At 72.7% G+C, this 23,402-nt stretch carries 18 protein-coding genes and 2 pseudogenes; 6 read left to right on the top strand and 14 right to left on the bottom strand.

All coding sequences use genetic code 11. The features are described from left to right. The first annotated feature begins 37 nt into the window (after positions 1–37). Positions 38–1,552, top strand: coding sequence for an alpha/beta hydrolase (locus ACQEVS_RS20750; protein ID WP_433022487.1), 1,515 nt, complete (start codon positions 38–40; stop codon positions 1,550–1,552). Positions 1,553–1,590: 38 nt separating this feature from the next. Here ACQEVS_RS20750 and ACQEVS_RS20745 read toward each other — a convergent pair whose 3' ends face one another. The 7 genes and pseudogenes from ACQEVS_RS20745 to ACQEVS_RS20715 form a co-directional block, all read right to left on the bottom strand. Then, positions 1,591–1,803, bottom strand: a complete 213-nt coding sequence (locus ACQEVS_RS20745; protein WP_223768675.1) for a hypothetical protein — start codon at positions 1,801–1,803, stop codon at positions 1,591–1,593. A gap of 40 nt (positions 1,804–1,843) precedes the next feature. Further along, positions 1,844–3,444 (bottom strand): annotated as a pseudogene (locus ACQEVS_RS20740) (acyl-CoA mutase large subunit family protein). A 773-nt stretch (positions 3,445–4,217) separates the two neighbouring features. Beyond that, positions 4,218–5,384 (bottom strand): hypothetical protein, encoded by a 1,167-nt coding sequence (locus ACQEVS_RS20735; protein ID WP_433022484.1) that lies wholly within the window; start codon positions 5,382–5,384, stop codon positions 4,218–4,220. Then, the gene (locus tag ACQEVS_RS20730; RefSeq protein ID WP_433022482.1) at positions 5,384–6,109 is read right to left on the bottom strand and encodes an RNA polymerase sigma factor; all 726 of its coding nucleotides are present in this window, start codon (positions 6,107–6,109) and stop codon (positions 5,384–5,386) included. The genes ACQEVS_RS20735 and ACQEVS_RS20730 overlap by 1 nt, the downstream gene beginning before the upstream one ends. A gap of 34 nt (positions 6,110–6,143) precedes the next feature. Then, positions 6,144–7,370, bottom strand: a complete 1,227-nt coding sequence (locus ACQEVS_RS20725) for a DUF4328 domain-containing protein (protein ID WP_433022480.1) — start codon at positions 7,368–7,370, stop codon at positions 6,144–6,146. A 799-nt stretch (positions 7,371–8,169) separates the two neighbouring features. Next, a complete protein-coding gene (locus tag ACQEVS_RS20720) occupies positions 8,170–10,248 on the bottom strand; it encodes a glycosyltransferase (RefSeq protein WP_433022478.1) in 2,079 nt (692 codons plus the stop codon). Positions 10,249–10,467: 219 nt separating this feature from the next. Then, the gene (locus tag ACQEVS_RS20715) at positions 10,468–12,135 is read right to left on the bottom strand and encodes a beta-N-acetylhexosaminidase (protein WP_433022475.1); all 1,668 of its coding nucleotides are present in this window, start codon (positions 12,133–12,135) and stop codon (positions 10,468–10,470) included. 334 nt (positions 12,136–12,469) lie between these two features. Here ACQEVS_RS20715 and sdhC point away from each other — a divergent pair, with 334 nt between their 5' ends. The 4 genes from sdhC to ACQEVS_RS20695 are packed head-to-tail and all read left to right on the top strand — an operon-like array spanning position 12,470 to position 15,862. After that, complete coding sequence (gene sdhC, locus ACQEVS_RS20710) at positions 12,470–12,850, top strand: succinate dehydrogenase, cytochrome b556 subunit (protein ID WP_433022473.1); 381 nt, start codon at positions 12,470–12,472, stop codon at positions 12,848–12,850. Positions 12,851–12,858: 8 nt separating this feature from the next. Then, on the top strand, positions 12,859–13,329 hold the full coding sequence (locus ACQEVS_RS20705; RefSeq protein WP_433022471.1) for a succinate dehydrogenase hydrophobic membrane anchor subunit: 471 nt from the start codon (positions 12,859–12,861) through the stop codon (positions 13,327–13,329). Between the two features lie 20 nt (positions 13,330–13,349). After that, complete coding sequence (sdhA, locus tag ACQEVS_RS20700; protein WP_433022469.1) at positions 13,350–15,104, top strand: succinate dehydrogenase flavoprotein subunit; 1,755 nt, start codon at positions 13,350–13,352, stop codon at positions 15,102–15,104. Then, complete coding sequence (locus ACQEVS_RS20695; RefSeq protein ID WP_433022467.1) at positions 15,104–15,862, top strand: succinate dehydrogenase iron-sulfur subunit; 759 nt, start codon at positions 15,104–15,106, stop codon at positions 15,860–15,862. Before sdhA ends, ACQEVS_RS20695 begins: the two co-directional genes overlap by 1 nt. Before the next feature lie 59 nt (positions 15,863–15,921). Here the strand turns inward: ACQEVS_RS20695 and ACQEVS_RS20690 are convergent, their stop codons facing one another. From ACQEVS_RS20690 to ACQEVS_RS20670, 5 genes are all read right to left on the bottom strand, one after another. Next, positions 15,922–16,461 (bottom strand): PadR family transcriptional regulator, encoded by a 540-nt coding sequence (locus ACQEVS_RS20690; protein ID WP_433022465.1) that lies wholly within the window; start codon positions 16,459–16,461, stop codon positions 15,922–15,924. Between the two features lie 38 nt (positions 16,462–16,499). Beyond that, positions 16,500–17,492, bottom strand: a complete 993-nt coding sequence (locus ACQEVS_RS20685) for an aldo/keto reductase (RefSeq protein ID WP_433022463.1) — start codon at positions 17,490–17,492, stop codon at positions 16,500–16,502. Between the two features lie 105 nt (positions 17,493–17,597). Then, a complete protein-coding gene (locus ACQEVS_RS20680) occupies positions 17,598–18,029 on the bottom strand; it encodes an SgcJ/EcaC family oxidoreductase (protein ID WP_433022461.1) in 432 nt (143 codons plus the stop codon). A gap of 267 nt (positions 18,030–18,296) precedes the next feature. Further along, entirely contained in the window at positions 18,297–19,865 is a 1,569-nt protein-coding gene (locus ACQEVS_RS20675) for an ABC transporter substrate-binding protein (RefSeq protein WP_433022459.1), read from the bottom strand. Between the two features lie 123 nt (positions 19,866–19,988). Continuing rightward, positions 19,989–20,270: an SCO4848 family membrane protein gene (locus tag ACQEVS_RS20670; protein WP_433022457.1), complete on the bottom strand. Its 282-nt coding sequence runs from the start codon at positions 20,268–20,270 to the stop codon at positions 19,989–19,991. A gap of 381 nt (positions 20,271–20,651) precedes the next feature. Between ACQEVS_RS20670 and ACQEVS_RS20665 the strand changes: the two genes are divergently transcribed. Beyond that, on the top strand, positions 20,652–21,755 hold the full coding sequence (locus ACQEVS_RS20665; RefSeq protein WP_433027748.1) for a D-alanyl-D-alanine carboxypeptidase family protein: 1,104 nt from the start codon (positions 20,652–20,654) through the stop codon (positions 21,753–21,755). A 45-nt stretch (positions 21,756–21,800) separates the two neighbouring features. Here the strand turns inward: ACQEVS_RS20665 and ACQEVS_RS20660 are convergent. Beyond that, positions 21,801–22,690, bottom strand: a pseudogene (locus ACQEVS_RS20660) (YihY/virulence factor BrkB family protein). Positions 22,691–22,778: 88 nt separating this feature from the next. After that, positions 22,779–23,369 carry a 2'-5' RNA ligase family protein gene (locus ACQEVS_RS20655; RefSeq protein WP_433022455.1) on the bottom strand — a complete coding sequence of 197 codons (591 nt, stop codon included), beginning with the start codon at positions 23,367–23,369 and terminating at the stop codon, positions 22,779–22,781. Positions 23,370–23,402 lie beyond the last annotated feature (33 nt).

Here is a 23,402-nt window from a genome sequence, read left to right as displayed (position 1 = left end):
TATCCCTGGAGCCGCCGCTTCGGCCAGCCTTGAGGGCATGACGCAACGCGCCCGTTCCGGCCTTCTCCTCGCCCTGTCCGCATCCGCCGTCGCCGTCACCCTCTCGGCCGCGCCCGCGCAAGCGGCCGACTCATCGCCTCCGACGCTCCGTTGGAGACCCTGCGCCCAGGAGGGCGGACCGGAGCGGCAGGAGTGCGCCGAGCTCTCCGTGCCGCTCGACTACCGGGATCCGGACGGGCCGCGCACCCGGCTCGGGGTGTCCCGGGTGCTCAGCGACCGTCCCGAGGCCCGGCGGGGCACGTTGATCGTCATTCCCGGCGGGCCCGGCGGTTCGGGGACGCAGCGGCTGGCCCAGAAGGGGAAGGCGCTGCAGAAGGAGCTGGAAGGCGTCTACGACCTCGTCGCCCTGGACCCGCGAGGGATCGGCGGGAGCGAGCGCACGGGCTGTGGCCTGAGCGACGAGGACCGGGACCTCGTCAACCTCCGCCCCTGGCCCGGACCGGGTGGCGACGTCTCGGACAGCGTGCGCCGCGCCCGTCGCATCGCCGACGCCTGCGCCCGGAACGGCGGTCCGCTGCTCCGCAGCATGAGCACGGCCAACGAGGTGCGGGACATCGAGTCGTTCCGGCAGGCGCTGGGCGAGGAGAAGCTCTCCGCGCACGGCACCTCGTACGGCACCTACGTCGCCGCGCAGTACGCGCAGAAGTACCCGGACCGCACCGACCGCTGGGTGCTGGACAGCAACGACGATCCCGATCCGAGGCGGGTGGCGCGCGGCTGGTCGGCGAACATGGCGCCGGCCCTGGAGCAGCGGTTCCCCGACTTCGCCCGGTGGGCGGCCGACCCGGCCCGCGAGCAGGACGGCCCGGAGGGCAAGGGCGGCCTCCGGCTCGCCCGGGAGCCGGGGGACGTCCGCCCGATGGTCCTCGCCCTGGCGGAGCGGCTCGACCACCACCCGAAGCCGACCACCACCCCCGGCAAGGCCCTCACCGGCAACCGGCTGCGGCAGGCGCTGCAGATGGCGCTGTACAGCGACCGGGCCTTCACCGACGTCGCGCAGCTGATCAAGGACGCCCGGGACCCGCGGGCGACGCCGGCCCTGCCGTCCGCGCTGGCCGGTTCCGTGCCCGAGCACGAGGCCGCCGTGACGGTCGCGACCGTGTGCAACGACGTCCGTTGGCCGCGTTCCATACCGGCGACCGCCCGGGCCGTGGCGGCCGACCGCGCACGGTACCCGCTCACCGGAGGCATGCCGGTCGGTGTCTTCCCGTGCGCCTTCTGGAAGTGGACCCCCGCCGAGGAACCCACCCGGATCACCTCCGACGGCCCGTCGAACATCCTGATGGTCCAGAACCTGCGTGACCCGGCGACACCGTACTTCGGCGCGCTGAAGATGCGGGAGGCGCTGGGGCAGCGGGCCCGGCTCGTCTCGGTGGACGCCGGAGGCCACGGCGTGTACCTGAGCGGCGGGAACGCCTGCGGGGACCGGAAGGTCACCGACTTCCTCCGCACCGGGAAGCGGCCCGGGAAGGACGTGGTCTGCGCCGGCTAGCCGGCTGGCGGCCGGCCTCTTTCCTGCCGCCCCTTCCGTCAGAACAACTGCCCCTGCCCGTCCATCGGCGGCTCCTCCGGGTCGAACAGCCGGGGTTCGGTGGCCAGGAGGGGAGCCGAGCGGCGCGAGCCGGGGCAGGAGACCAGTTCGTAGGAGACCCTGCGGCCGGGTGGGTCGTGGCGGGCGTAGCGGCCGCCCACGACGGCGATCTCGCGGGAGCAGACGGGGCAGGTGCGGCGGGGTGCGGACATCGGTCCAGTGTCGCAAATCCACCGGACGGGGAGGGAGCGGTCAGAAACTCTCGGTGGGCACGTGGGAACCCCAGACCTCACGGAGCGCCCCGCACACCTCGCCGACCGTGGCGCGGGCGCGCAGGGCCTCCTTCATCGGGGGAGGACGTTCTCCGACGTGCCGGACGCCGCCTCCCGTAGCCGCGCGAGGGCGGTGTCCACCGCCCGCCCGTCGCGGGCGGCGCGCAGGGCGGCGAGGCGTTCGCACTGGCGGGCCTCGATGGCGGGGTCGACGCGGAGGGGTTCGTACGGCTCCTCCTCGTCGAGCCGGAAGCGGTTGACGCCGACGACCACGCGGTCGCCGTCGTCGGTCTCCCGGGCGATGCGGTAGGCGTTGCGTTCGATCTCGGCCTTCTGGAAGCCGCGTTCGATGGCGACCACCGCGCCGCCCATGTCGTCGATCCGGGTCATGAGGTCGAGGACGGCCCGTTCCAGGTCGTCGGTGAGGGACTCGACGGCGTACGAGCCGGCGAACGGGTCGACCGTGGCGGTCACGTCGGTCTCGTGGGCGAGGACCTGCTGGGTGCGCAGGGCGAGGCGGGCGGCCTTGTCGGTGGGGAGGGCGATGGCCTCGTCGTAGGAGTTGGTGTGCAGGGACTGGGTGCCCCCGAGCACGGCGGCGAGGGCCTGGACGGTCACCCGGACCAGGTTCACCTCGGGCTGCTGGGCGGTGAGTTGGACGCCGGCGGTCTGGGTGTGGAACCGCAGCATCCACGAGCGGGGGTCGCGGGCGCCGAACCGGTCGCGCATCACGCCGGCCCAGATCCGGCGGGCCGCGCGGAACTTGGCGACCTCTTCGAGGAGGGTGGTGCGGGCGACGAAGAAGAAGGAGAGCCGGGGGGCGAAGTCGTCGACGTCCATACCGGCGGCGACGGCGGCGCGGACGTACTCGATGCCGTTCGTCAGCGTGAAGGCGATCTCCTGCGCGGGTGAGGCGCCGGCCTCGGCCATGTGGTAGCCGGAGATGGAGATGGTGTTCCACCGGGGGATCCCGGTGTGGCAGTAGCGGAAGATGTCGGAGGTGAGGCGCAGGGTGGGAGCGGGCGGGAAGATGTAGGTCCCCCGGGCGATGTACTCCTTGAGGACGTCGTTCTGGACGGTCCCGGTCAGCCGGTCCGCGGGGACGCCCTGTTCCTCGGCCACGATCTGGTACATGAGCAGCAGCAGGGCGGCCGGGGCGTTGATGGTCATGGAGGTGGAGACCCGGTCCAGGGGGATGCCGTCGAAGAGGACGCGCATGTCCTCGACGGAGTCCACGGCGACGCCGACCTTGCCGACCTCGCCCCGGGCCTCGGGCGCGTCGGAGTCGTGGCCCATCTGGGTGGGCAGGTCGAAGGCGACGGAGAGGCCGTGGCCGCCGTGGGCGATGAGCTGCCGGTAGCGGGCGTTGGACTCGGCCGCGGTGCCGAACCCGGCGTACTGCCGCATGGTCCAGGGCCGCCCGGTGTACATGGACGGGTGGACGCCGCGGGTGAAGGGGTACGCGCCGGGTTCGCCGAGCCGGGCCGCGGGGTCCCAGCCTTCGAGCGCCTCGGGCCCGTAGACGGGCCGGACGCCGAGGCCCGACTCGGTGGTACGGGTGGTTTCCGGCTCCTGTGCCATGGCTGACGCCTCCCGCCGACCTCGCTTACGAGAAACCGGACTGTAGCGACGGCCGGGCGGCACTGTCAGGGGACGCGCAGGCCGGATCGCGGGTGGGACGTCGGAGGGGGGAGGGAGGGTGGCGGGGAGCCGGACGGGAGGAGGAGCGCGGGCAGGGCCGGGGGGACGTACCCCGCCCGCGCTGTTGCGCGGAGCCTGCGGCATGGGGGGAACTGCGGCTTCCGCGCGGCCGATGACCAGTCGGCCCACTCCCTACAGCGCCACGCCCCCGGAAAGCGTCACACCCGGCGTACCGGCCGGTGACGTGCGGGGCTCCGTGGCGCTGAGCCGCGGCGCGTGGTGCGCGGGGCGCGGGGCGCGGGGCGCGGTGCGCGGGGCGCGGTACGCGGGGCGCGGTACGCGGGGCGACCGCTCCGCCGGCGCCACCCGGGCCGGCGCTGCCGGCGGGCTCACCGGAGGGGCCGACCGGGGAGCCTTCCGCCGTGGCGGTCGGCGGCGGGGGCGGTCGGCGGTCGGTGGTCGGGGTGCGGAGCCGGGTGGGCGGAACGGGTGGCCGGAACGGGTGGGATCCGGGTCGGGGAGCGGCACTCCGGTTCACCGCCTCGTCCGTCGCCCTGGTCCTCGCCTCATCCGGCATACGGTCCGTCGGCGCGCCCATGGCCGGCCGGATCGCCGTGTCCGCCAGGATCGTTGGGGCCATCGCGGTCGCCGTGGGCGGCGCGGCTGGCGCGGGTGGCCTGGGTGGCGCAGGTGACGTGGGTGTCATGGGTGGCTCAGATGTCGCCGGCTTGGTGAGCACTGTCGTCGACGCTCCCTCTGTCACCCTCCTCGTCCCCGCCGTCCCCGCCGTCCCCCTTGTCGTCCTCGTTCTCACCGTCGCCTCCGTCTCCGCCGGCGCTCCCGTCGCCCTCGCCGGCGACCTGGTCGTGGTCGTGGACGAGGCGGGTGCAGTAGGCGCGGACGCCGGACGGACCGCCGGCACGGCGTTCGAGGGCGTGGACGGCGTCCTCGTCCGCCTGTTCGCGCCACTTGCCCCGGGTGAGGTAGTCGCGGCAGAGGCCGACGGCCTGTTCGGTGTCGCCGTCGGCGTCCCCCCGGTACGGGGAGGCCGTCTCCTCGTCCCCGCCCGCGCCGGGCCCTGCCGAGGACCGTTCGCCCGGGCGGGGTGTGCCGTGCCCGGAGGGCGAGGGGCCGGCGGGGGGCGGGAGGAGGTGCCCGTCCGCTCCCTTCCCGTCGCGTCCTCCCTCGGCGCGGCCGTCGGCCGGGCCGGGGGAGGCGGAACGGGAGGGACTGGGCCGGGCGGTGTGCGGGCCGTCTCCGCCCACGGTGCCCGCCCGGTCGCCCACCGCGGCCGGCCCGTGGCCGGCGGCGGTGAACGGCGTGGGGACGGCGACGATGCCCGAGAGGACGGCGATGCCGCTCAGCGCGCACGCGGCCAGGGCCGCGGCCAGCACGGCCCGGGCGGGGCGCCGGTGCGGCAGGGAACGCGTTCCGTGCCGGCCGGCACGGTCGGTGCTCCGGCCGCGCGGGCCGGTCCCGCCGCCGCGCGCGCCGTCCCTCCCGGTGCGCCCGGCCCGCGTCCACCCCCCGCGCGGTTCCCGGGTCTCGCCTTCGTCCGCCCCGGGGCCGGAACCGATGACCACGGGCGGCGACGGCGTCAACGCAGCTTCATCCAGCGCCCGTTCGGCCGGTTCGGCTCGGCGGGCGGCGAGGAAGGCGGCGACGGCGGCGTCCTCGCCCGGCAAGGGGCCGCCCGACTCCGGATCGGGAGCGGCCAGGGCGCGGAGCGCGGCCAGGGCGGCGTCCGCCTGCTCGGGGTCGAGGGGCGGTGTGCGGGAGGCACAGGAGGCACAGGAGTCGCACGCGGCGCAGGAGGCGAGTGCCGTTCCGTCCAACCGGTCGTCGTGCCGCAACCAGTCGTGCTCGTGGTCGTCCGCCATCACATGTCTTTCTGCGTCCGCGCGCCCAATCGCGTCACACCGCGAGGAGAACGTGAGCCGGTGGGTGATCTTCGCTGTCCGGGGATGCCGTCCGGACCCGGCTGTCCTGTCCCGCCGGCCCCTCCCTCCCCGTTCTTCGCGCCCTCCCCAACCTCGCCGGCGTCTCCGGTCCGGTCCGGACCGTTCATCAGCTGCGCGAGCCTGCGCAGGCCGCGGTGGGCCGCCGTGCGGACAGCGCCGGGCCGCTTGCCCAGCACCTCCGCGGCGGTGGCGGCGTCGAGGCCGACGACCACGCGGAGGACGACGGCCTCCGCCTGGTCCTGCGGCAGGCGGGCGACCAGCGCGAGGACACGTGCGGTCCCCAGGGCCTCCAGCGCCTCGCCCGCGGTGTCGGAGTCCCCGGCACGGCCGGTGAGTTCGCTGTCGTCGCCGCCGATCACGGGCCGCCGGCCGCGCATCCGTATGTGGTCGAGGGCGCGGTTGCGGGCGATGCGGGCGGCCCAGCCGCGGAAGCGGTCGGCGTCGCCGGTGAACCGGTCGATGTCGCGGGCGATTTGGAGCCAGGTCTCGGACGCCACGTCCTCGGCGTCGGTCTCGCCGACGAGCGTGCGCACGTACCCGAGCAGGCGGGGCTGGACGGACCGGTAGACCGCGCGGAAGGCCGTCTCGTCCCCGCCCTGCGCCGCGCGTACCGCGACGGTCAGCTCAGCGTCATCCCCCTGCACACCCACATCCTGCATCACTTGCAGAACTCATGAATCAGTAATGCGCGGGTCCGCCGTCGGGCTCACCGTTGTAGGGGTTCGGCACGGAACTTCCCGCATCGGGCGGAGGACCGTACGGCGAACCGCTCGGCGCGCCGTACGACGGCCCGTACGAAGGACCGTACGGGCCGACCGGCGCCCCGGGCAACGGGCCCTGCCCTGGTGGCAGGTAGGGAGCGTACGGTCCGGTGGCCGGATAGGGCCCGGGCGGCACCCCGGGCGTCCCGTACGACCCAGGGGCACCGTACGGCCCGGGCGCCGGGTGGGGTTGGGGGTACGGCCAGGGGGCCGCGTGCGAGGCGGGGGCTCCGTACGGGCCGGGAGCCGCGTGCGGACCGGCGGCCGGGTAAGGGCCCGCGGCCGCGTACGGGTCAGGGCCGGTCGCCGCGTACGGATCAGGGGCGCCGGCGAGGCCCTGGGCGAGGTGCCCGTACGCCAGGCCCTCGTACTCCGGCCCCATCAGCGCCCGTTCCTCCTGCATCCGTGTCAACTGCCGTACCACCAGCAGCGCAAGGGCGCCCGCGACGGCACACAGCAGGTACCCGAAGGCGCTCGCCCCGGCCAGCGTCCTCAGATTGCGGACGTCGTCCTCCCAGGCGTCGAACCGTTCGAGCCGGAAGTCGCGGCGCATTTTCGCCTCGGTCAGCGCGTAGCCGAAGGCGCTCGCCCCCGCGAGGGCGCCGGCCACGATCCCGCTCACCCACCACGCGTTGAGCAGCCCCTTGCGCACGCTCTGCGGACCGGCGGGGGCGGACGCGCGGTAGACGTCGTTGGCGATCTGCTTGGGGAACCACAGGTTGACCACCGGGGTGAACCAGGCGCCCGCGGCCCAGCCGCTCCCGAAGCGGTGGGTGCCGGGCGCGAGCACCTCGGCGTTGAGCCGCACCCGCCGGAACCAGACCGCCCACAGGCCGGCCGTGCCCAGTCCGAGCACGGTGGTCACGAGGGAGACCGAGGCGAAGAAGGTGTCCGCCTGGTTCGCCTTGTCCGCCGTCTCGTCGCTGAGCACGACGCCCTCCGCCAGCACGTCGGCGAGCGCGCCGCGTTGCTGGAACCGGGCGGCGGCGAGCAGCAGCAGCCCGAGCAGCGCCAGGGTCAGGACGGTGGTGAGCGAGATCCGCACCCCACGGCGCAGGTCGATCCCCGCCAGGGGTTCGGGATCGGGCGCCCCGGTGGCGAACGGCGTTCCGGCCGTGGGCGGCAGCGGAGGCACAGGAGGCATCTGAGGCACATGGGACGGGCGAGGCGGCGGTTCGGGCTGTCCGGCCGGCGCCGCGGCCCCCTCCGGTCCCCGCTGCTCGGCCCCGCACGCCGCGCAGCGGCCGTCCGGTCCCACGGCGGCGGCACGGCATCGACCGCACGGATACATCTCTTCGTCCCCCCACGGAACGCCGGAACGGCACCGGCGGATCGGCGCCGGTGAGTCGACTGCTCGTCGGCGCCGGCCTGACGGGCGGGGCGGCGGCCGAGGGCCGCCGCGCGCCCACCGGCGACGCGGCCCGCACGTTACGGGCAACGGACCGCTCGCGTCCAGAAGGGACCGGACGGGAGCGGCCGACCGGAGGGAACCGGCCACGGAAGGCATCGGCAAGGCATCCGGAAGGCGCCCGGAAGAGCCTCGGCCGGTGTCCGGAGCCCGGCCGAGGCCGGTCGGCGACCCGCTCCCCCGTGCGTGGTGTGACGAAATCCGGCCGTTCGGCGCTGAGGGAAGTGCGTGCCTCACCAAGGCGCGCGGCGGGCGACGGCCGCGGCCTCTCCTGTGGGGGTGGTGGCCCGGCCGTCTCCGCGCCCCCGCCGGAGCCCGGGACCCGCGGGACCGCATCACTCGTCCCCGCCGGAGCCCGGAGCCCACGTCACTCGCCCCCGCCGCTGCCCGGGACCCGCGTCACTCGCTTCGGCCGGTGCCCGGGACCCGCGGGACCGCGTCACTCACCCCCGCCAGGGCCCGGGACCCGCGTCACGCGCCCCCGTCAGCGCCCGGCGCCCGCCTCATTCGCCCCCGCCAGCCCCCGGAGCCCGCGTCACTCGTCCCCGGCGATGTCCTTCACCGAGACCGTCAGGTCGTTCGTCACCGTGAAGAACGGCCGCAGTCGCACGCCGTCGCGGTCCGCCGCCGGGAAGGTGTCGATCCCCTTGCGGTCCGCGAAGTCGCCGGCCAGCCGGCCCAGCCGGACCGGAGCGGCGCCCGCGCCGGGGCGAACGTACAGGTCCCACAGGTCCTGCTCCTCGCCCCTGCGCCGCCACATCGGCTCGTACGGCAGCCGTCCGGTGCCGCCCTCCAGCGGCGCGCGGACATCGGCCACCTCGCCGTCGGCGCCGCGCAGCCGGCCGATCAGCTCGGCGCCGTCGCGGAGTTCGACGCCGTGGGCGGCGACGGTGACGGTCAGCGCGCCCTCCTCGGCCGGGCCCACCCGGACGTCCGTCACCTCGGCGTGCCGCTCGCGCAGCCAGGTGCGGACGGCGAGGAAGCCGTCGCTGGTCTCGTACGGGATCCAGGGCGAGACGCCGGACGGCCCGGTCTGGAGGCCCAGCCCGAGCAGGGCCTGCTGCTCGACGAGGACGGCGGTCAGCCGGCGCCGCGACTTGTCGGCCTTGCGCTCGGCGTAGCTGTCCCAGCGTCCCTCGGGCAGGGTGTGCGCGGCGCGCTCGACGCGGGCCTCGGCCCAGTCGGCGCCGGGGGTCCGCCGGAGCGGGACGCGGACGGCCTCCTTGCCCTTGCTGCCGCGGTGGCGGAGCAGCAGGTGGGAGTCGTCGGCGGTGAGCTGCTCGGCGCGCACCCGGAAGACGAGGGAGCCGTCGGCGGCGACGGCGCAGCGCGCCTCGGGGTGGGCGGTCTCGGTGGACGCGGAAACCGCGGGTGCGGGCTGTTGCTTGCGGCCGCCGCCGAAGAGGCCGCGCAGCAGGCCGCCCTTCTTCGCGGGGGCGGTGCAGCCGGGGCGGAGCTCCTCGAAGAGCCGCTCGTAGCGCTGTGCGATGGCGTCGGGCTCGTAGCGGTGGGCGGCGGCGCGGGCCGCGGCGCCGAGCCGGGTGCGGAGCCCGTCGTCGCCGGTGAGCTTGAGCAGCGCCTCCGCGTAGGCGTCGACGCTGTCGGCCTCGCTCTGCGGGGAGAGCGGGACGAGGATGCCGTCGGTGCCGTCGTTGAGGATCTCGCGGGGGCCGTAGGGGCAGTCGGTGGCGATCACCGGCAGTCCGGCGTGCATGGCCTCGACGATGGTCATGCCGAAGGACTCGGCGTCGGAGGCGACGGCGGCGACGGCGCCCTTGGCCCACTCGGTCTCGATGGGCGAGCGGGCGCCCATGAGGGTGATCCGCTCGTAGAGGCCCAGGTCCTCGATCTGGCGGCGGAGCTTGGCCTTGGAGGTGCCGCGGCCGTAGATGCGGAGCTGCCAGTCGGGGCGCTCGTCGGCGATCTTGGCGAAGGCGTTGATGAGCCGGTCGTAGCGTTTGACGCCGACGAGCCGCCCGGCCGAGACGATGATCTTCGACTTGCCGTCGGAGGGCGCGGCGGCGGGGGCGGGGACGGCGTTGGGGACGGACAGCACCTGGGCGCGGCGGTCGGCGGGCAGGGCGTCGCGGTAGTGGCCGGCGTCGGCCTCGGAGACGGTGACGAAGGCGTCGAGGGCGGCGATGGCCGGGTCCATGACGGCGTGCAGCTCGGGGACGTGCGCCTCGTGGGTGAGGTGCTCCTGGCCGAGGCGGAGGTAGCGGTCGCTGCCGTAACGGGCGAGGTAGCCGATGAGCTTGGGGCGGGTGGCGATGACGACGTCCGCGTCGGTGGCCGCGAGGTGGGCAGCGACGCGTTCGTCGGTGAGGGCGGTGGCGGCCATCCGGCCGTTGTCGATGCGCTCGTCGCGGAAGATCTCGCTGGGCCGCTGGTTGAGGGGTGCCCCGTACTCGTCGCCGTCCGTGCCCTCGCGCATGTCGACGAGGGGGGTCAGCCGGACGCGCGGGTCGATCGTGAGCTCGGGCTCGTCCACGGGACGGTTGACGCTGATGATGCGGACCTCGTGCCGGTCGGCGAGGGCGGTGGCGAGGTTGACGGTCGAACGGATGGTTCCGCCGATGCCGTACGCATTGTGCAGCAGGAATTCGATCTTCATCCGGGCCCTCGTTCAGTGCGATGGGCGCGCGAGCGCGCACGTCCGCCGTGGACAGCTGCGCCGCGCACCGGCCGATGCCTTCCGCTTGGACAACGACCGGACGCCGCGCATGGTTCAACCCGGAGGCTAGCCCGCTTTGGAGATGTGTGGGGAGCGCCCGTCTCCGGGGCGCCCCCCAGGCCCGGCAAACCGGTCGAAAGCCCACTCGGCGCCGGGACTTCAGCCCCCTCGGACGGCGGTGTACAGGGCGCCGAACTCCTGCCAGGGCAGCTTCGGCGGGCGGGGGTCCCACAGCCGCTGGGAGACCGCGGCGAGCGGCAGCCGGATTCCGTTTGCCACCTGGTCGGGGGTCTGCGCGTCGGGGTGGTCGCACCAGACGGCGAACCGGCCGCCCGGCACCCGGCGCGGGTCCGCCGTCCCGGCCGCCACGGGCGTGGTGCCGCGCAGCACGGCCGGGGACCACTCCTTGTAGATCAGCTCGCCGGTGGGGTAGCGGAACTCGTTCGGTTCCCCGAGCACGTAGTAGAGGTACTGGTCGTTGAGGTTGACGACCGTACGTCCCTCGTTCAGGTATTCCTGCGGGTCCCGGGCGCCGAGTTCGCGGCCGGTCCAGTACTCGACCTCGATGGCCTGGTCGGGGGCGACGAGGCCGCCGCGGAAGAAGCCGTCGTTCCACGCCTTGGCCTTCCGGCCGAGGGAGCGCACGACCGCGGCCCGGTCGTTGAGCCAGGCGGTGGCCAGGTCCTGCACCCGGCCCTGCGAGCCGTAGCGCTGCCGGGCGAGGTCGGCAAGGTGCGGGTAGGACGCCTGCGGGTCGCGGGCCGTCAGCGCCCGGTACTCGTCGCCGCCCAGGTGCCAGTACGGGCCGGGGAAGAGGGGGGTGAACTCGCGCAGCAGGTCGTCGACGATGCGCGCCGCGCCCGGCAGGGAGATGTCGACGGCGCCCCGGGAGGGGGTCCCGGTCGCGTCCCTGAGCTGGAGGTCCGGGTGGGCCTTGAGGACGGCGCCGAGGTGGCCGGGCGAGTCGATCTCGGGGACGACGGTGATGTGCAGCGACGTGGCGAGGGCGACGATGCGGCGGACCTCGGCCTTGGTGAGGTGCTCCGGGGAGACGATCTCGGGGTGGCTCGCGCTCTCGACGCGGAAGCCCTGGTCGTCGGAGAAGTGCAGGCCGAGCTGGTTGAGCTTGAGGTCGGCCATCTCGCGCAGCCGGGCCTCGATCCACTCGGCGGTGAAGTGCTTGCGCGCGATGTCGAGCTGGAGTCCGCGCTGCGGCCGGTCGGGGGCGTCGGCGATGACGCCCTCGGGGAGGCCGCCGCCGGAGCGGACGGACTGGACGAGGGTGCGGGTGCCGTAGAAGACGCCGGCCTCGTCGGGGGCGGTGATGAGGACCCTGCCGTCGCGGGTGGTCAGCTCGTAGCTCTCGGGGCCGCCGCGCTGGCCGGGGCGGATCGCGAGTTCGACGTCTCCGGCGCGGGCCGGCCCGGGGGCGATGGTGATCTTCAGCTCACCGGCCAGCAGCCGGGCCTCGTCGGCGAGGGGCCCGTCCGGGTCGGTGACGACGCGGACGGCGGAGGAGGGCCGCCAGCCGGGGCCGCCGCGGGCGGTGAAGGAGCGGACGGCCGGGGCGGTGCGGGGCGTCCCGGTGACGGGTGTGACCTGGGCGGCGGAGGACGGCGCCGCCGCCTGGGTGGAGCGGTCGTCGTCCCGCCCGGCGCTCCGGCCGGTGGATCCGGAGGACGCGCCCCCGCCGTCGTGGGCGCAGCCGGCGGCGGCCGGCAGGGCGACCGCGGCGAGGAGCGCGAGGACGGCGTACGGTCGGCGGGCCGCGACACGCCTGCCCCGCGGGGGACGGGCGATACGGGTGATTCTGACAGGCAGTCCCATGGAGCAAAACCTCCCAATCGCGGAAAAGATAGTTCTTTCCGCCGCCCGCAGTCTCGAATACTCGCCCGAAAACTCTCTCTTATGGGTGAATTTCGGGCAGGGGTCAGGGCCATTCGGCCAACCATGCCGCCCCATGCGGCTCTGGTCCACCCCCGCCGACCCGTACATGCCAGTTTGATCACACCCGACCGACCCCGCGCGACCGAACCGACAAGGCGTCGCTACGATGGCCAGGGCCGGTGGACCGTACCCGGCCGGGCCCGACCGACAGTGCAGTCCTGACTGGGTTACAAGCTGGCGGCAGCCCCCAATCCCCGCTCCCGGAGGGTTTTCCGTGTCGGCTGGAACGCTGTACCGCGGCCGGGAAGGCATGTGGTCCTGGGTGGCTCACCGAGTCACCGGCGTCCTCATTTTCTTCTTCCTGTTCGTGCACGTCCTGGACACCGCTCTCGTCCGCGTCTCCCCCGAGGCGTACGACGACGTCGTCGCGACGTACAAGACACCCGTCGTCAATGTGATGGAGTACGGCCTCGTCGCCGCCATCCTCTTCCACGCGCTCAACGGCCTCCGCGTCATCGCGGTGGACTTCTGGTCCAAGGGCCCGCGGTACCAGAAGCAGATGCTGTGGACCGTCGTGGGCGTCTGGATCGTCCTGATGGCCGGCGCCTTCTACCCCGTGCTCAGCCACACGCTGCACACGCTGTTCGGGAGCTGACGCAAGACATGTCCGCTGAAACCACCCCCGCGACCGCCGAAGGCGTCTCCCTCTACGACGTCGACAACCCGGCGCCGGTCATCGAGGCGCCGCGCAAGCGCACCAAGAAGACGCCGAAGTCGACCCGCACCAACTTCGAGCTGTACGGCTGGCTGTTCATGCGGCTGTCCGGCATCGTGCTCGTCGTCCTGGTCCTGGGCCACCTCCTGATCCAGCTGGTGCTGGACGGCGGTGTCACCAAGATCGGCTTCGCCTTCGTGGCGGGCCGCTGGGCCTCGCCGTTCTGGCAGGCGTGGGACCTGATCATGCTGTGGCTCGCCATGCTGCACGGCGCCAACGGCCTCCGTACGGTCATCAACGACTACGCGGAGCGGGCCAACACCCGCTTCTGGCTGAAGATGCTGCTGTACACCGCCACGGTGTTCACCGTCCTGCTGGGCACGCTGGTGATCTTCACCTTCGACCCGAACATCCGCTAGAGCCCGGGGCTGACGCGACCATGAAGATCCACAAGTACGACACCGTCATCGTCGGCGCCGGTGGCGCCGGCATGCGCGCGGCCATCGAGTCGACCAAGCGCAGCCGCACCGCGGTGCTCACCAAGCTGTACCCCACCCGCTCCCACACCGGCGCGGCCCAGGGCGGCATGGCCGCCGCCCTCGCCAACGTCGAGGAGGACAACTGGGAGTGGCACACCTTCGACACGGTCAAGGGCGGTGACTACCTGGTCGACCAGGACGCCGCCGAGATCCTGGCGAAGGAGGCCATCGACGCGGTCCTCGACCTGGAGAAGATGGGCCTGCCGTTCAACCGCACCCCGGACGGCACCATCGACCAGCGCCGCTTCGGCGGTCACTCGCGCAACCACGGCGAGGCCCCGGTCCGCCGGTCCTGCTACGCCGCGGACCGCACCGGCCACATGATCCTCCAGACGCTGTACCAGAACTGCGTCAAGGAGGGCGTGGAGTTCTTCAACGAGTTCTACGTCCTCGACCAGCTGATCACCGAGGTGGACGGGGTCAAGAAGTCCGCCGGTGTGGTCGCCTACGAGCTGGCCACCGGCGAGATCCACATCTTCCAGGCGAAGTCGGTCATCTACGCCTCCGGCGGCACCGGCAAGTTCTTCAAGGTGACCTCCAACGCGCACACCCTCACCGGTGACGGCCAGGCCGCCTGCTACCGGCGCGGCCTGCCGCTGGAGGACATGGAGTTCTTCCAGTTCCACCCGACGGGCATCTGGCGCATGGGCATCCTGCTGACGGAGGGCGCCCGCGGTGAGGGCGGCATCCTCCGCAACAAGGACGGCGAGCGCTTCATGGAGAAGTACGCGCCGGTCATGAAGGACCTCGCGTCCCGTGACGTCGTCTCGCGCTCCATCTACACGGAGATCCGCGAGGGCCGCGGCTGCGGTCCCGAGGGCGACCACGTCTACCTGGACCTGACGCACCTGCCGCCGGAGCAGCTGGACGCCAAGCTGCCGGACATCACCGAGTTCGCGCGCACCTACCTCGGCATCGAGCCCTACACGGACCCGATCCCGATCCAGCCCACCGCGCACTACGCCATGGGCGGCATCCCGACCAACGTCGAGGGCGAGGTGCTGGCCGACAACGACACCGTCGTGCCGGGCCTGTACGCCGCCGGCGAGGTCGCCTGCGTGTCCGTCCACGGCGCCAACCGCCTGGGCACCAACTCGCTGCTGGACATCAACGTCTTCGGCAAGCGCGCGGGCATCGCCGCCGCCGAGTACGCGCACAAGGCCGACTTCGTCGAGCTGCCGGAGGACCCGGCCGCGTTCGTCCAGGAGCAGGTCGAGCGGCTGCGCGAGTCCACGGGCAGCGAGCGGGTCGCCGAGCTCCGCAAGGAGCTGCAGGAGACCATGGACGCCAACGTCATGGTCTTCCGCACCGAGCAGACCATCAAGACGGCCGTCGAGAAGATCGCCGAGCTGCGCAAGCGCTACAAGAACGTGTCCATCCAGGACAAGGGCAAGCGCTTCAACACCGACCTGCTGGAGGCCATCGAGCTGGGCAACCTGCTCGACCTGGCCGAGGTCATGGCGGTCTCCGCACTCGCGCGGAAGGAGTCCCGCGGCGGTCACTACCGCGAGGACTACCCCAACCGCGACGACGTCAACTTCATGCGCCACACCATGGCGTACCGCGAGGTCGACGCGGACGGCAGGGATTCGATCCGGCTCGACTACAAGCCGGTCGTGCAGACCCGCTACCAGCCCATGGAGCGTAAGTACTGATGAGCACCGCGATCGAAGACAAGGTGGAGGCCGCGAGCAAGGCCTCCCCCTACATCACGGTCACCTTCCGCGTCCGCCGGTTCAACCCGGAGGTCTCCGCCGAGGCGACCTGGCAGGACTTCGAGGTCGACATCGACCCGAAGGAGCGCGTGCTCGACGGTCTGCACAAGATCAAGTGGGACCTGGACGGTTCGCTGACCTTCCGCCGGTCCTGCGCCCACGGCATCTGCGGCTCCGACGCCATGCGCATCAACGGCCGCAACCGCCTCGCGTGCAAGACCCTGATCAAGGACATCAACCCGGACAAGCCGATCACGGTGGAGCCCATCAAGGGCCTCACGGTCCTGAAGGACCTCGTGGTCGACATGGAGCCCTTCTTCCAGGCGTACCGGGACGTGATGCCGTTCCTGATCACCAAGGGCAACGAGCCGACGCGCGAGCGCCTGCAGTCCGCCGAGGACCGCGAGCGCTTCGACGACACCACCAAGTGCATCCTGTGCGCCGCGTGCACGTCCTCGTGCCCGGTGTTCTGGAACGACGGCCAGTACTTCGGCCCGGCGGCGATCGTCAACGCGCACCGCTTCATCTTCGACTCGCGTGACGAGGCCGGGGAGCAGCGGCTGGAGATCCTGAACGACAAGGACGGCGTCTGGCGCTGCCGGACCACCTTCAACTGCACCGACGCCTGCCCGCGCGGCATCGAGGTGACGAAGGCGATCCAGGAGGTCAAGCGAGCGCTGATCACGCGCCGCTTCTGATCCCCGTCGTACGTACGAAGGGCCCCGCTCCCCTGCTTGGGAGCGGGGCCCTTCGGCGTTCACCCCGGCCGTTCCAGCTCCGCGATCGTCTCCTCCAGCCAGGCCAGTTCGGCCCGGGAGGTGGCGCGGGCGATGGTGAGGACGCCGCGCCGGAACGGGTCGTCCACGTCCTCGACGCGCAGCGGCCGGTCGCCGTCGTGGAAGAAGCTGCTCGGCTCCCGGAGGAACGCCAGCCGTCGCTGCAGGACGTCGGCCTGCGCCTGCCGGTCCGCCAGGTGGCGGAGGAAGGCGAGGAGCACGAACCAGCGGTTCTCGTCGGTGACGAACGGCTCCTCGGGCCGCCGCAGCCGCTCCAGGAGCGCCCGCCGGCCCTCCTCGGTCAGGCTGAGCACGTGCCGCGGCGCCGCCACCGCCCCCTGCCGCGACTCCCGGACCAGCAGTCCGGCCGCCTCCATGCGCTTGATCGCCGGGTAGAGGGTGCCGTGGCTGATCGCCTTGACGTGACCCGTGAGGCGGGCGATGCGGGTGCGCAGCTCATAGCCGTGCTGGGGTTCCTCGTGGAGGAACCCCAGGATGGCGAGATCCAACAGGCCGGACATGCCGGAGAGCTTAGCCGCGGGGCCGGGGGCCCTTGGGGTCAGGCGTCGACGAAGGTCAGGCTGGTCTCGTCGTACCGCGAGCCGGCGATTGCGTCGGCCGGGGCCGCCGCGTCGATGGCGGCGAGCTCGTCCGCGGAGAGTTCGAGGCCGGCGGCCGCGACGTTCTCCGTCAGGTACTTCTCGCGGCGGGTGCCGGGGATCGGGACGACGTCGTCGCCGCGGTGCTGGACCCAGGCCAGGGCGAGCTGGCCGGCGGTCACGCCGCGGTCGGCGGCCAGCGCCTCCAGCCGCTCGACGATGGCCAGGTTCTTCTCCAGGTTGCCGTCGGCGAAGCGCGGCTGGGTGCGCCGGATGTCCGTCTGCTCCAGCGCGTCCACCGAGGTGTAGCGGCCGGTGAGGAAGCCGCGGCCGAGGGGCGAGAACGGGACGATGCCGACGCCGAGTTCGCGGCAGACGGGCAGCACCTCGGCCTCGATGTCGCGGGTCCAGAGCGACCACTCGCTCTGCAGCGCGGCGATCGGGTGGACGGCGTGCGCCCGGCGGATGGTGTCGGCGCTCGCCTCGGAGAGGCCGAGGTGGCGCACCTTGCCCTCCGCCACCAGCTCGGCCATCGCCCCCACGGTCTCCTCGATGGGCACGTTCCGGTCGACCCGGTGCGCGTAGTAGAGGTCGATGTGGTCGAGGCCGAGCCGGCGCAGCGACGCCTCGCACGCCTGCCGGACGTACGCCGCGTCGCCGCGGATCACGGTGGGCTCGCCCAGCCGGTTGGCGAAGCCGAACTTGGTGGCCACCACGGCCTGTTCGCGCCGGCCCGGAGTGGCGAGGGCCCGGCCGATCAGCTCCTCGTTGTCGCCGCCGCCGTAGAAGTCGGAGGTGTCGAGGAGGGTGACGCCCAGGTCGAGGGCCCGGTGCAGGGTGGCGATCGACTGCTCGTCGTCCGACGCGCCGTACGCGTGGCTCATGCCCATGCAGCCGAGGCCCTGGGCGCCGACCGTGAGTCCGCCGAGTCGTCGGGTGGGAATGCTGGTCATCTCCGGTGCCTCCTGCGGCGTTGTGCTGCGCTGTCGTCCCAGACGTTAGGAGTTCGAGCGCACTCGAAGTCAAGCGCCGCCCGCGGGAAGGCCCGGGGAGCGGTTTCAGTCCGTCGCCGGGTCGGTGAGGAAGCCGTTCATCCCGGCGATGATCTTCCAGCCGTCATTTTCCTTCGAGATGACGTAGAGCGGCGCGCCCTTGTCCCCCTCGACGGCGTCGCCCGCCGGGGAGACCGGTGTCTGGACGACGTTGACGGCGATCACCTCGGGCCGGATGGCGAACATCCGGACGACGTCGTAGCGGACCGGCTGGTCCGGCAGGACGGGGAACACCTTCCGGGACGTCTCGGTGATCTCCTCACGGCCGGTGAGGCGCTTGCCCATGGCGTTGGTCCAGGTGGCGTTCCGCGCGTAGCACGCGGCCAGGGCCGTGGCGTCCTTGGCGTTGAACGCGTCCTGGAGGGAGCGGACGACGTCGCGTACGGCGGCGGCGACGTCGGCGGGGACGACATCGTGGAATTCGCTGGTCGTTGCCATGGTGAATACCGCTTTCCTTGCCTTGTTCCGGGCTCCGGCCCGTCCGGGCCGATGTCCCCCACTCAACAACCTCAACTCCGGTCGAGGTCAAGGCGGTCGGACGGGCGGCGCGGAGGCTTTGATTCCGGGCGCGGGGTCCGGAGGACGGAGGGAACGGGGCCCGGGGAACGGAGGGAAGCGGTCCGCCGCCGGCCGGTGTTCCGTCGGCCGGGGGCGGAGTTCGTCAGGTCGGGACGGGGCCGGCCGGTCCGAGCCGCGGCCGGCCGGTCAGATCCTGTCCAGGCGCCACAGCCGCCACAGCCCCGAACCATCCCTCAGATACTGCGCTCCCGAGATGGATTCCTTGCTCACCACGAACTCCTTCTTCTGCCACAGCGGCAGCAGCGGCACGTCCTCCGCGATGATCTTCTGGATGGTGCGGTAGTCGTCCGTGCTCCCGTCGCGCCGGCCGTTCCGCTGGGCGTCGCGGATCAACTTGTCGATGCGGTCGTTGGAGTAGCCCGAGTAGAGCGTGTTCCCGGTGCCCACCAGCGGGCTGGTGAACGTGTCGGCGTCCGGGTAGTCGGCGACCCATCCCAGGAGGTACGCGTCGTACTCGCCCTTGGCCCGGCCCTGCTGGAACCGCGCCCACTCCACGTGCTCCGTGTCGATCCGGAACAGGCCCGTGGCCTCCAGCTGTTTCTTGATCAGGGCCGTCTCCTCGTCCGTGGAGACGCCCTTGGAATAGGCCAGCTTGAAGCGCACCGGCGTCGTCACGCCCGCCGACCGCAGCAGCCGGCCGGCGGCGTCCGCGTCCGGGCGCGGATAGCGGTCGAAGAAGGACGTCGTATGCCCGAAGAGGCCCTGCGGGATGAGGGAGTAGAGCGGTTCGACCGTCCGGTAGTGGACGTCCCGCGCCACCGCCACCCGGTCCAGGACGGACGCGACCGCGCGACGGACGGCGACGTCCTTCACCGGGGCCTTGCTCTTCAGGTTGAAGGCCAGGAAACGGGTGCTCGCCGAGGCGTTCTCGGTGACCCTGAAGTCGTTGTTCCCGAGGGTGAGTTTGGCGACGTCGGCGGCCGGCAGGTCGCGGGAGGCGACGTCGACGTCCTGCCGCTTCCAGGCGGCCATGAGCTCCTTGGGGCTGCGGAAGTACCGGACGGTGACGGGCTTTCCGGACGTCCGGTTGGCGCCCTTGTAGTGCGGGTTCGGCTTCAACTCCGCCTTGCCGTCGGCCTGGAAGGCCGTCAGTCGGTAGGGGCCGGAGCCGTCCAGTTCGTCGCCCGTCCGCAGCTTGCCGGCCGGATAGGCGCGGCTGTCCACGATCGACCCCACCCCGGACGCAATCTTGGAGGGGAAGGTGGCGTCCGGCGTGCGCAGCCGGAAGGTCACCTTGTCGTTCCCCTCGGTGCTCACCGACTCCAGCGTCTCCAGCAGCACCGCGGGCCCCTGGTCCGACTTGATGCGGAGGATCCGGTCGAAGGAGAACTTGACGTCCTGGGCGGTGAGATCGTGCCCGTTGGCGAACTTCAGCCCGGATCGCAGGACGCAGGTGTAGGTCCGCCGTTCGATGTCCCGGAAACCGCAGCTCTTGGCGGCATCGGGCGTCGGCTTGTCGGTGCCCGGCGTGAACGTCAGCAGCGTCTGGTAGACATTGCCGAAAAGCGACCACGATCCGACGTCGTAGACACCGGCCGGATCCAGCCCGATGGCCGAATCCGTCGTCCCCACGATGATCGGCTTCTCGTCCTCGTCGTCCGACGACAGACTCGAACAGCCGCTCAGCCCCACCGACATCAGCGCCAACGCCGCCACAACGACCTTGCTGCGGCTTCGCCTCCGGACCCCACGCATGGCTGCGCCCCCTTTCCGTGACGCGCCTCACCTAAACACACGAACGCGCGCACGTCCGGGGAATCGGCCAAGTGATCGACTTCCGTGGCCGACAGGCTGTCAGGGGCCGCGCCCGGGGAACCGCTATGAGGTGCGCCGCAACGCCCTGACACCACGCAACCCGATGAGGCCGACGACCGTCCCCAGAAGGAAAGAGGTGACCGCCAGCAGCAGATGCACCCAGAAGTACGCGGTGGGCTCACCCGCGTCGTCGAAGGCGAGCCCGCTCCCGTCCTTCCAGAGATTCTTTGCGAAAGTGATCCAGATGAACCAGCTCCATACGCCGAAGGCGAGCAGGAACCAGGAGACGGGGCGGGAGAGGGACGCGGGGGTGCGAGGGGCTGTCGAGCCGGAGGGATTCACCATGGGTTTCAGTATGCGATCCGCGGCACGCACTGGTCCTATCGGGTCCTCGGCGGAAGCCCGGGCCACCGCTTCGCCCTCGGGGAACGGGCGGAACGGTACGTTCACCGGCGTGCCGATGACGACATCACCGAACGCGACGGGCTCAGCGACGGCCCGCCGCCGTGGCGCGGCCCTGGTGGCCGCCTCCGCCTCGTTCCTGCTCCCCCTGGCCGCCGCCGCGCCGGCGCTCGCGGCCCCGCCCTCCCCGCACGCCCCTTCCTCCAGCCATACCCCGTCCGTCCCCGGGACCCCGAGCACGGTCCCCGGAGGGACGCCGAGCGGGAAGCCGAGCGGGGCCCCGCCGACGGCAAGGGCCGGCCGCCCAGACAGCCCCCGGTGAAGATGTCCGAGGTCGGCGGCGAGCTGCTGGGCAAACCGGGCGTCCAGGTGCTGCCGCAGCCGGGCGCGCCCGAGCTGCCGAAGGACCTCAGCGGGGACGCCTGGCTGATCGCCGACGCCGAGTCCGGCGAGGTGCTGGCGGCGAAGAACGCCCACTGGCGGCTCGCGCCGGCCTCCACGCTGAAGATGCTCTTCGCCGACACCCTGCTGCCCAAGTTCCCGAAGGAGCAGCGGCACAAGGTCCTCCCCGCCGATCTGGAGGGCATGGGCGAGGGCAGCAGCCAGGTCGGGCTGAAGGAGGACTCGACCTACACCGTCGAGGACCTCTGGCTCGGCGTCTTCCTCCGCTCGGGCAACGACGCGGTGCACGTGCTGTCCTCCATGAACGGCGGTGTCCAGCAGACCGTCCGCGACATGCAGGCGCACGCCGAGGAGCTCCAGGCAAACGACACGCACGTCGTCACCCCGGACGGCTACGACGCCGACGGGCAGGTCTCCAGCGCGTACGACCTCACCCTGTTCGCCCGTTCCGGCCTCCAGAAGCCGGACTTCCGGAAGTACTGCTCGACCGCCACCGCCCGGTTCCCCGGCGAGGAGCGGAAGGACGGGAAGCGGGAGACGTTCGGCATCCAGAACACCAACCGGCTGCTCACCGGCCAGGGCGTGCCCTTCTACAAGGGGATCGCGGGGGTGAAGAACGGCTCCACGACCAACGCCGGGAACACCTTCACCGGCGTCGCCCAGCACGGTGACCGCAAGCTCCTGGTGACCGTGATGAACCCGGAGACCAAGGAGCCCAACGAGGTCTACAAGGAGGCGGCGCAGCTGCTGGACTGGGGCTTCGAGGCGACCGGCCACGTCAAGCCCGTCGGGACGCTCGTCGCGCCGCTGAACGCGGCCGGGAAGGACGGCGGGAAGTCCGGGGGCCAGGCCGGTGACAAGGCGCAGGCGTCGGTCGCCGGGTCGTCCGGGTCGGGCGGTGGCGGGATGTGGACGGCCGTGGGCATCACCGGCGCCTCGGTGGTGGCGCTGGCCGCGGCGGCGTACGTGGTGCACCGCCGGTGGCCGCTGCCGGACCTGGCCAAGCGGCGGGGCGGCCGGTCCTGAACCCCGGCGGCGGGCGCCGCCCGGCCTGCCGGCCGGAGGCGCCCGTCACTCGTGCGAGTCCTCCGCCAGCAGGTCCGCGTCGGCCTTGTCGTGCCGGGTGGTGGCCGTCCAGGCGGCGCAGAACAGCAGCAGCTTGGCGATGAAGTTGATCCACAGCAGCAGGGCGATCGGGGTGCCGAACGCGCCGTACATGCTCTTGGCCGCCACGCCGCTCAGATAGCCGCCGAGCACCAGCTTGAGCACCTCCAGGCCGACCGCGCCGAGCAGCGCGGCGGCCAGCAGGGTGCGGGGGCGGGCTGGACGCGGGGCAGCCGGGTCAGGACGTAGAGCAGCAGGAGGAAGTCGGCGAGCGCGGCGGCGCAGAACCCCGCGACGGTCAGCAGGGCGCCGCCGACGCCGGCGGTGGGCAGGCCGGTCTTGTCCGCCGACCAGGTGACGGCCGTCGTGGCGAACGTCGAGCAGCCGAGCGACAGCAGGGTGGTCCCGCCGAAGCCGAGCAGCACCCCCGCGTCCCGCAGCCGCAGCAGGAACGGGTTGCCGGGGCTCTCCTCCAGCTCCCACACGGCCCGCAGGCACTCGCGCAGGGTGCCGATCCAGTTGACGCCGGTGAACAGCAGCAGGGCACCGGCCACGACGCCGACGGTGCCCGCGTTGTCCACCAGCGAGCCGATGTCGAGGGCGCCGGAGATGCCGGGCACCTGCTCGGCGAGCTTCTGCTCCAGGTCCTGTACCTGCTTGTCGCTGAGTATCGCGGCGGCGACGGCCGCGCCCAGGGTGAGCAGCGGGAACAGGGCGACGAAGCTGGTGAAGGTGATCGCCGCGGCGAGCCGCGTCCACTTCACGCGGTCCAGGGTCTCGTACGAGCGCCACGCGTGCGTCCGCATCAGCCGGGCCACGGCGGGCCCGACCACCGGCAGCCGGATCAACCAGTCCATGATCCACGTCTACCCCATGCGGGCGCCGCTCACCGCCCGGAGGGGTGCGCGCCAAGGGCGCACTCCGGTCGATCCGCGCCGCGGGCGCTCAGCGGGAGGCGGCCGGCGGCCGGGACGCGCCCGTCTGGCGGGGCAGGGCGGCCGGGACGGGGCCCGGCCGGCCGAAGGGGTACTCGCGGTCCAGCCGCCAGATGCCGTCGGCCCCCTGCTCGTACAGGGCGAAGCCGTCGATCGTCCAGGCCGCCTCGTAGTCCGCCAGCTCCTCGTAGGCCCGGTCCATGGCCTCCTCGGCGATGCCGTGGGCGACGGTCACGTGCGGGTGGTACGGGAACTGGAGCTCGCGGGCCAGCGGGCCGGCCGCGTCCCGGATCCGCTTCTGCAGCCAGGAGCAGGCGGCGGAGCCCTCCACCACGTTGACGAAGACCACCGGCGAGAGCGGACGGAAGGTGCCCGTCCCGGCCAGCCGCATGGGGAACGGGCGGCCGGCCGCGGCGACCTCGGCGAGGAACGCCTCGATCACGGGGAGCGACGACGCCTCGACCTCGGTGGGCGGGAGGAGGGTGACATGGGTGGGGATGCCGTGCGCGTGGGGGTCCCCGAAGCCCTCGCGGCGCTTCTGGAGGAAGCTGCCGTACGGCTCCGGGACCGCGATCGAAACGCCGAGCGTTACGGTCCCCATCGAGTTCTCCCTCCTGTGCGCCTGTAGGTCCCC

Origin of the sequence: Streptomyces sp. CA-181903, assembly GCF_050937075.1 — a bacterium.
GTDB lineage: Bacteria > Actinomycetota > Actinomycetes > Streptomycetales > Streptomycetaceae > Streptomyces.
The sequence above is the reverse complement of the archived record's forward strand: the minus strand, read 5'-3'. Positions and strand labels throughout refer to the sequence as shown.

Excerpts from the sequence above, each read along its gene's own strand:
- ACQEVS_RS20705 (WP_433022471.1), top strand. The coding sequence starts at position 12,859 with ATGTCCGCTGAAACCACCCCCGCGACCGCCGAAGGCGTCTCCCTCTAC.
- ACQEVS_RS20685 (WP_433022463.1), bottom strand. The coding sequence starts at position 17,492 with ATGACCAGCATTCCCACCCGACGACTCGGCGGACTCACGGTCGGCGCC.
- ACQEVS_RS20670 (WP_433022457.1), bottom strand. The coding sequence starts at position 20,270 with ATGGTGAATCCCTCCGGCTCGACAGCCCCTCGCACCCCCGCGTCCCTC.
- ACQEVS_RS20735 (WP_433022484.1), bottom strand. The coding sequence starts at position 5,384 with ATGGCGGACGACCACGAGCACGACTGGTTGCGGCACGACGACCGGTTG.
- ACQEVS_RS20665 (WP_433027748.1), top strand. The coding sequence starts at position 20,652 with ATGTCCGAGGTCGGCGGCGAGCTGCTGGGCAAACCGGGCGTCCAGGTG.
- ACQEVS_RS20720 (WP_433022478.1), bottom strand. The coding sequence starts at position 10,248 with ATGAAGATCGAATTCCTGCTGCACAATGCGTACGGCATCGGCGGAACC.
- ACQEVS_RS20745 (WP_223768675.1), bottom strand. The coding sequence starts at position 1,803 with ATGTCCGCACCCCGCCGCACCTGCCCCGTCTGCTCCCGCGAGATCGCC.
- ACQEVS_RS20725 (WP_433022480.1), bottom strand. The coding sequence starts at position 7,370 with ATGCCTCCTGTGCCTCCGCTGCCGCCCACGGCCGGAACGCCGTTCGCC.
- ACQEVS_RS20695 (WP_433022467.1), top strand. The coding sequence starts at position 15,104 with ATGAGCACCGCGATCGAAGACAAGGTGGAGGCCGCGAGCAAGGCCTCC.
- ACQEVS_RS20680 (WP_433022461.1), bottom strand. The coding sequence starts at position 18,029 with ATGGCAACGACCAGCGAATTCCACGATGTCGTCCCCGCCGACGTCGCC.
- ACQEVS_RS20715 (WP_433022475.1), bottom strand. The coding sequence starts at position 12,135 with ATGGGACTGCCTGTCAGAATCACCCGTATCGCCCGTCCCCCGCGGGGC.
- ACQEVS_RS20690 (WP_433022465.1), bottom strand. The coding sequence starts at position 16,461 with ATGTCCGGCCTGTTGGATCTCGCCATCCTGGGGTTCCTCCACGAGGAA.
- ACQEVS_RS20655 (WP_433022455.1), bottom strand. The coding sequence starts at position 23,369 with ATGGGGACCGTAACGCTCGGCGTTTCGATCGCGGTCCCGGAGCCGTAC.
- ACQEVS_RS20675 (WP_433022459.1), bottom strand. The coding sequence starts at position 19,865 with ATGCGTGGGGTCCGGAGGCGAAGCCGCAGCAAGGTCGTTGTGGCGGCG.
- sdhA (WP_433022469.1), top strand. The coding sequence starts at position 13,350 with ATGAAGATCCACAAGTACGACACCGTCATCGTCGGCGCCGGTGGCGCC.
- ACQEVS_RS20750 (WP_433022487.1), top strand. The coding sequence starts at position 38 with ATGACGCAACGCGCCCGTTCCGGCCTTCTCCTCGCCCTGTCCGCATCC.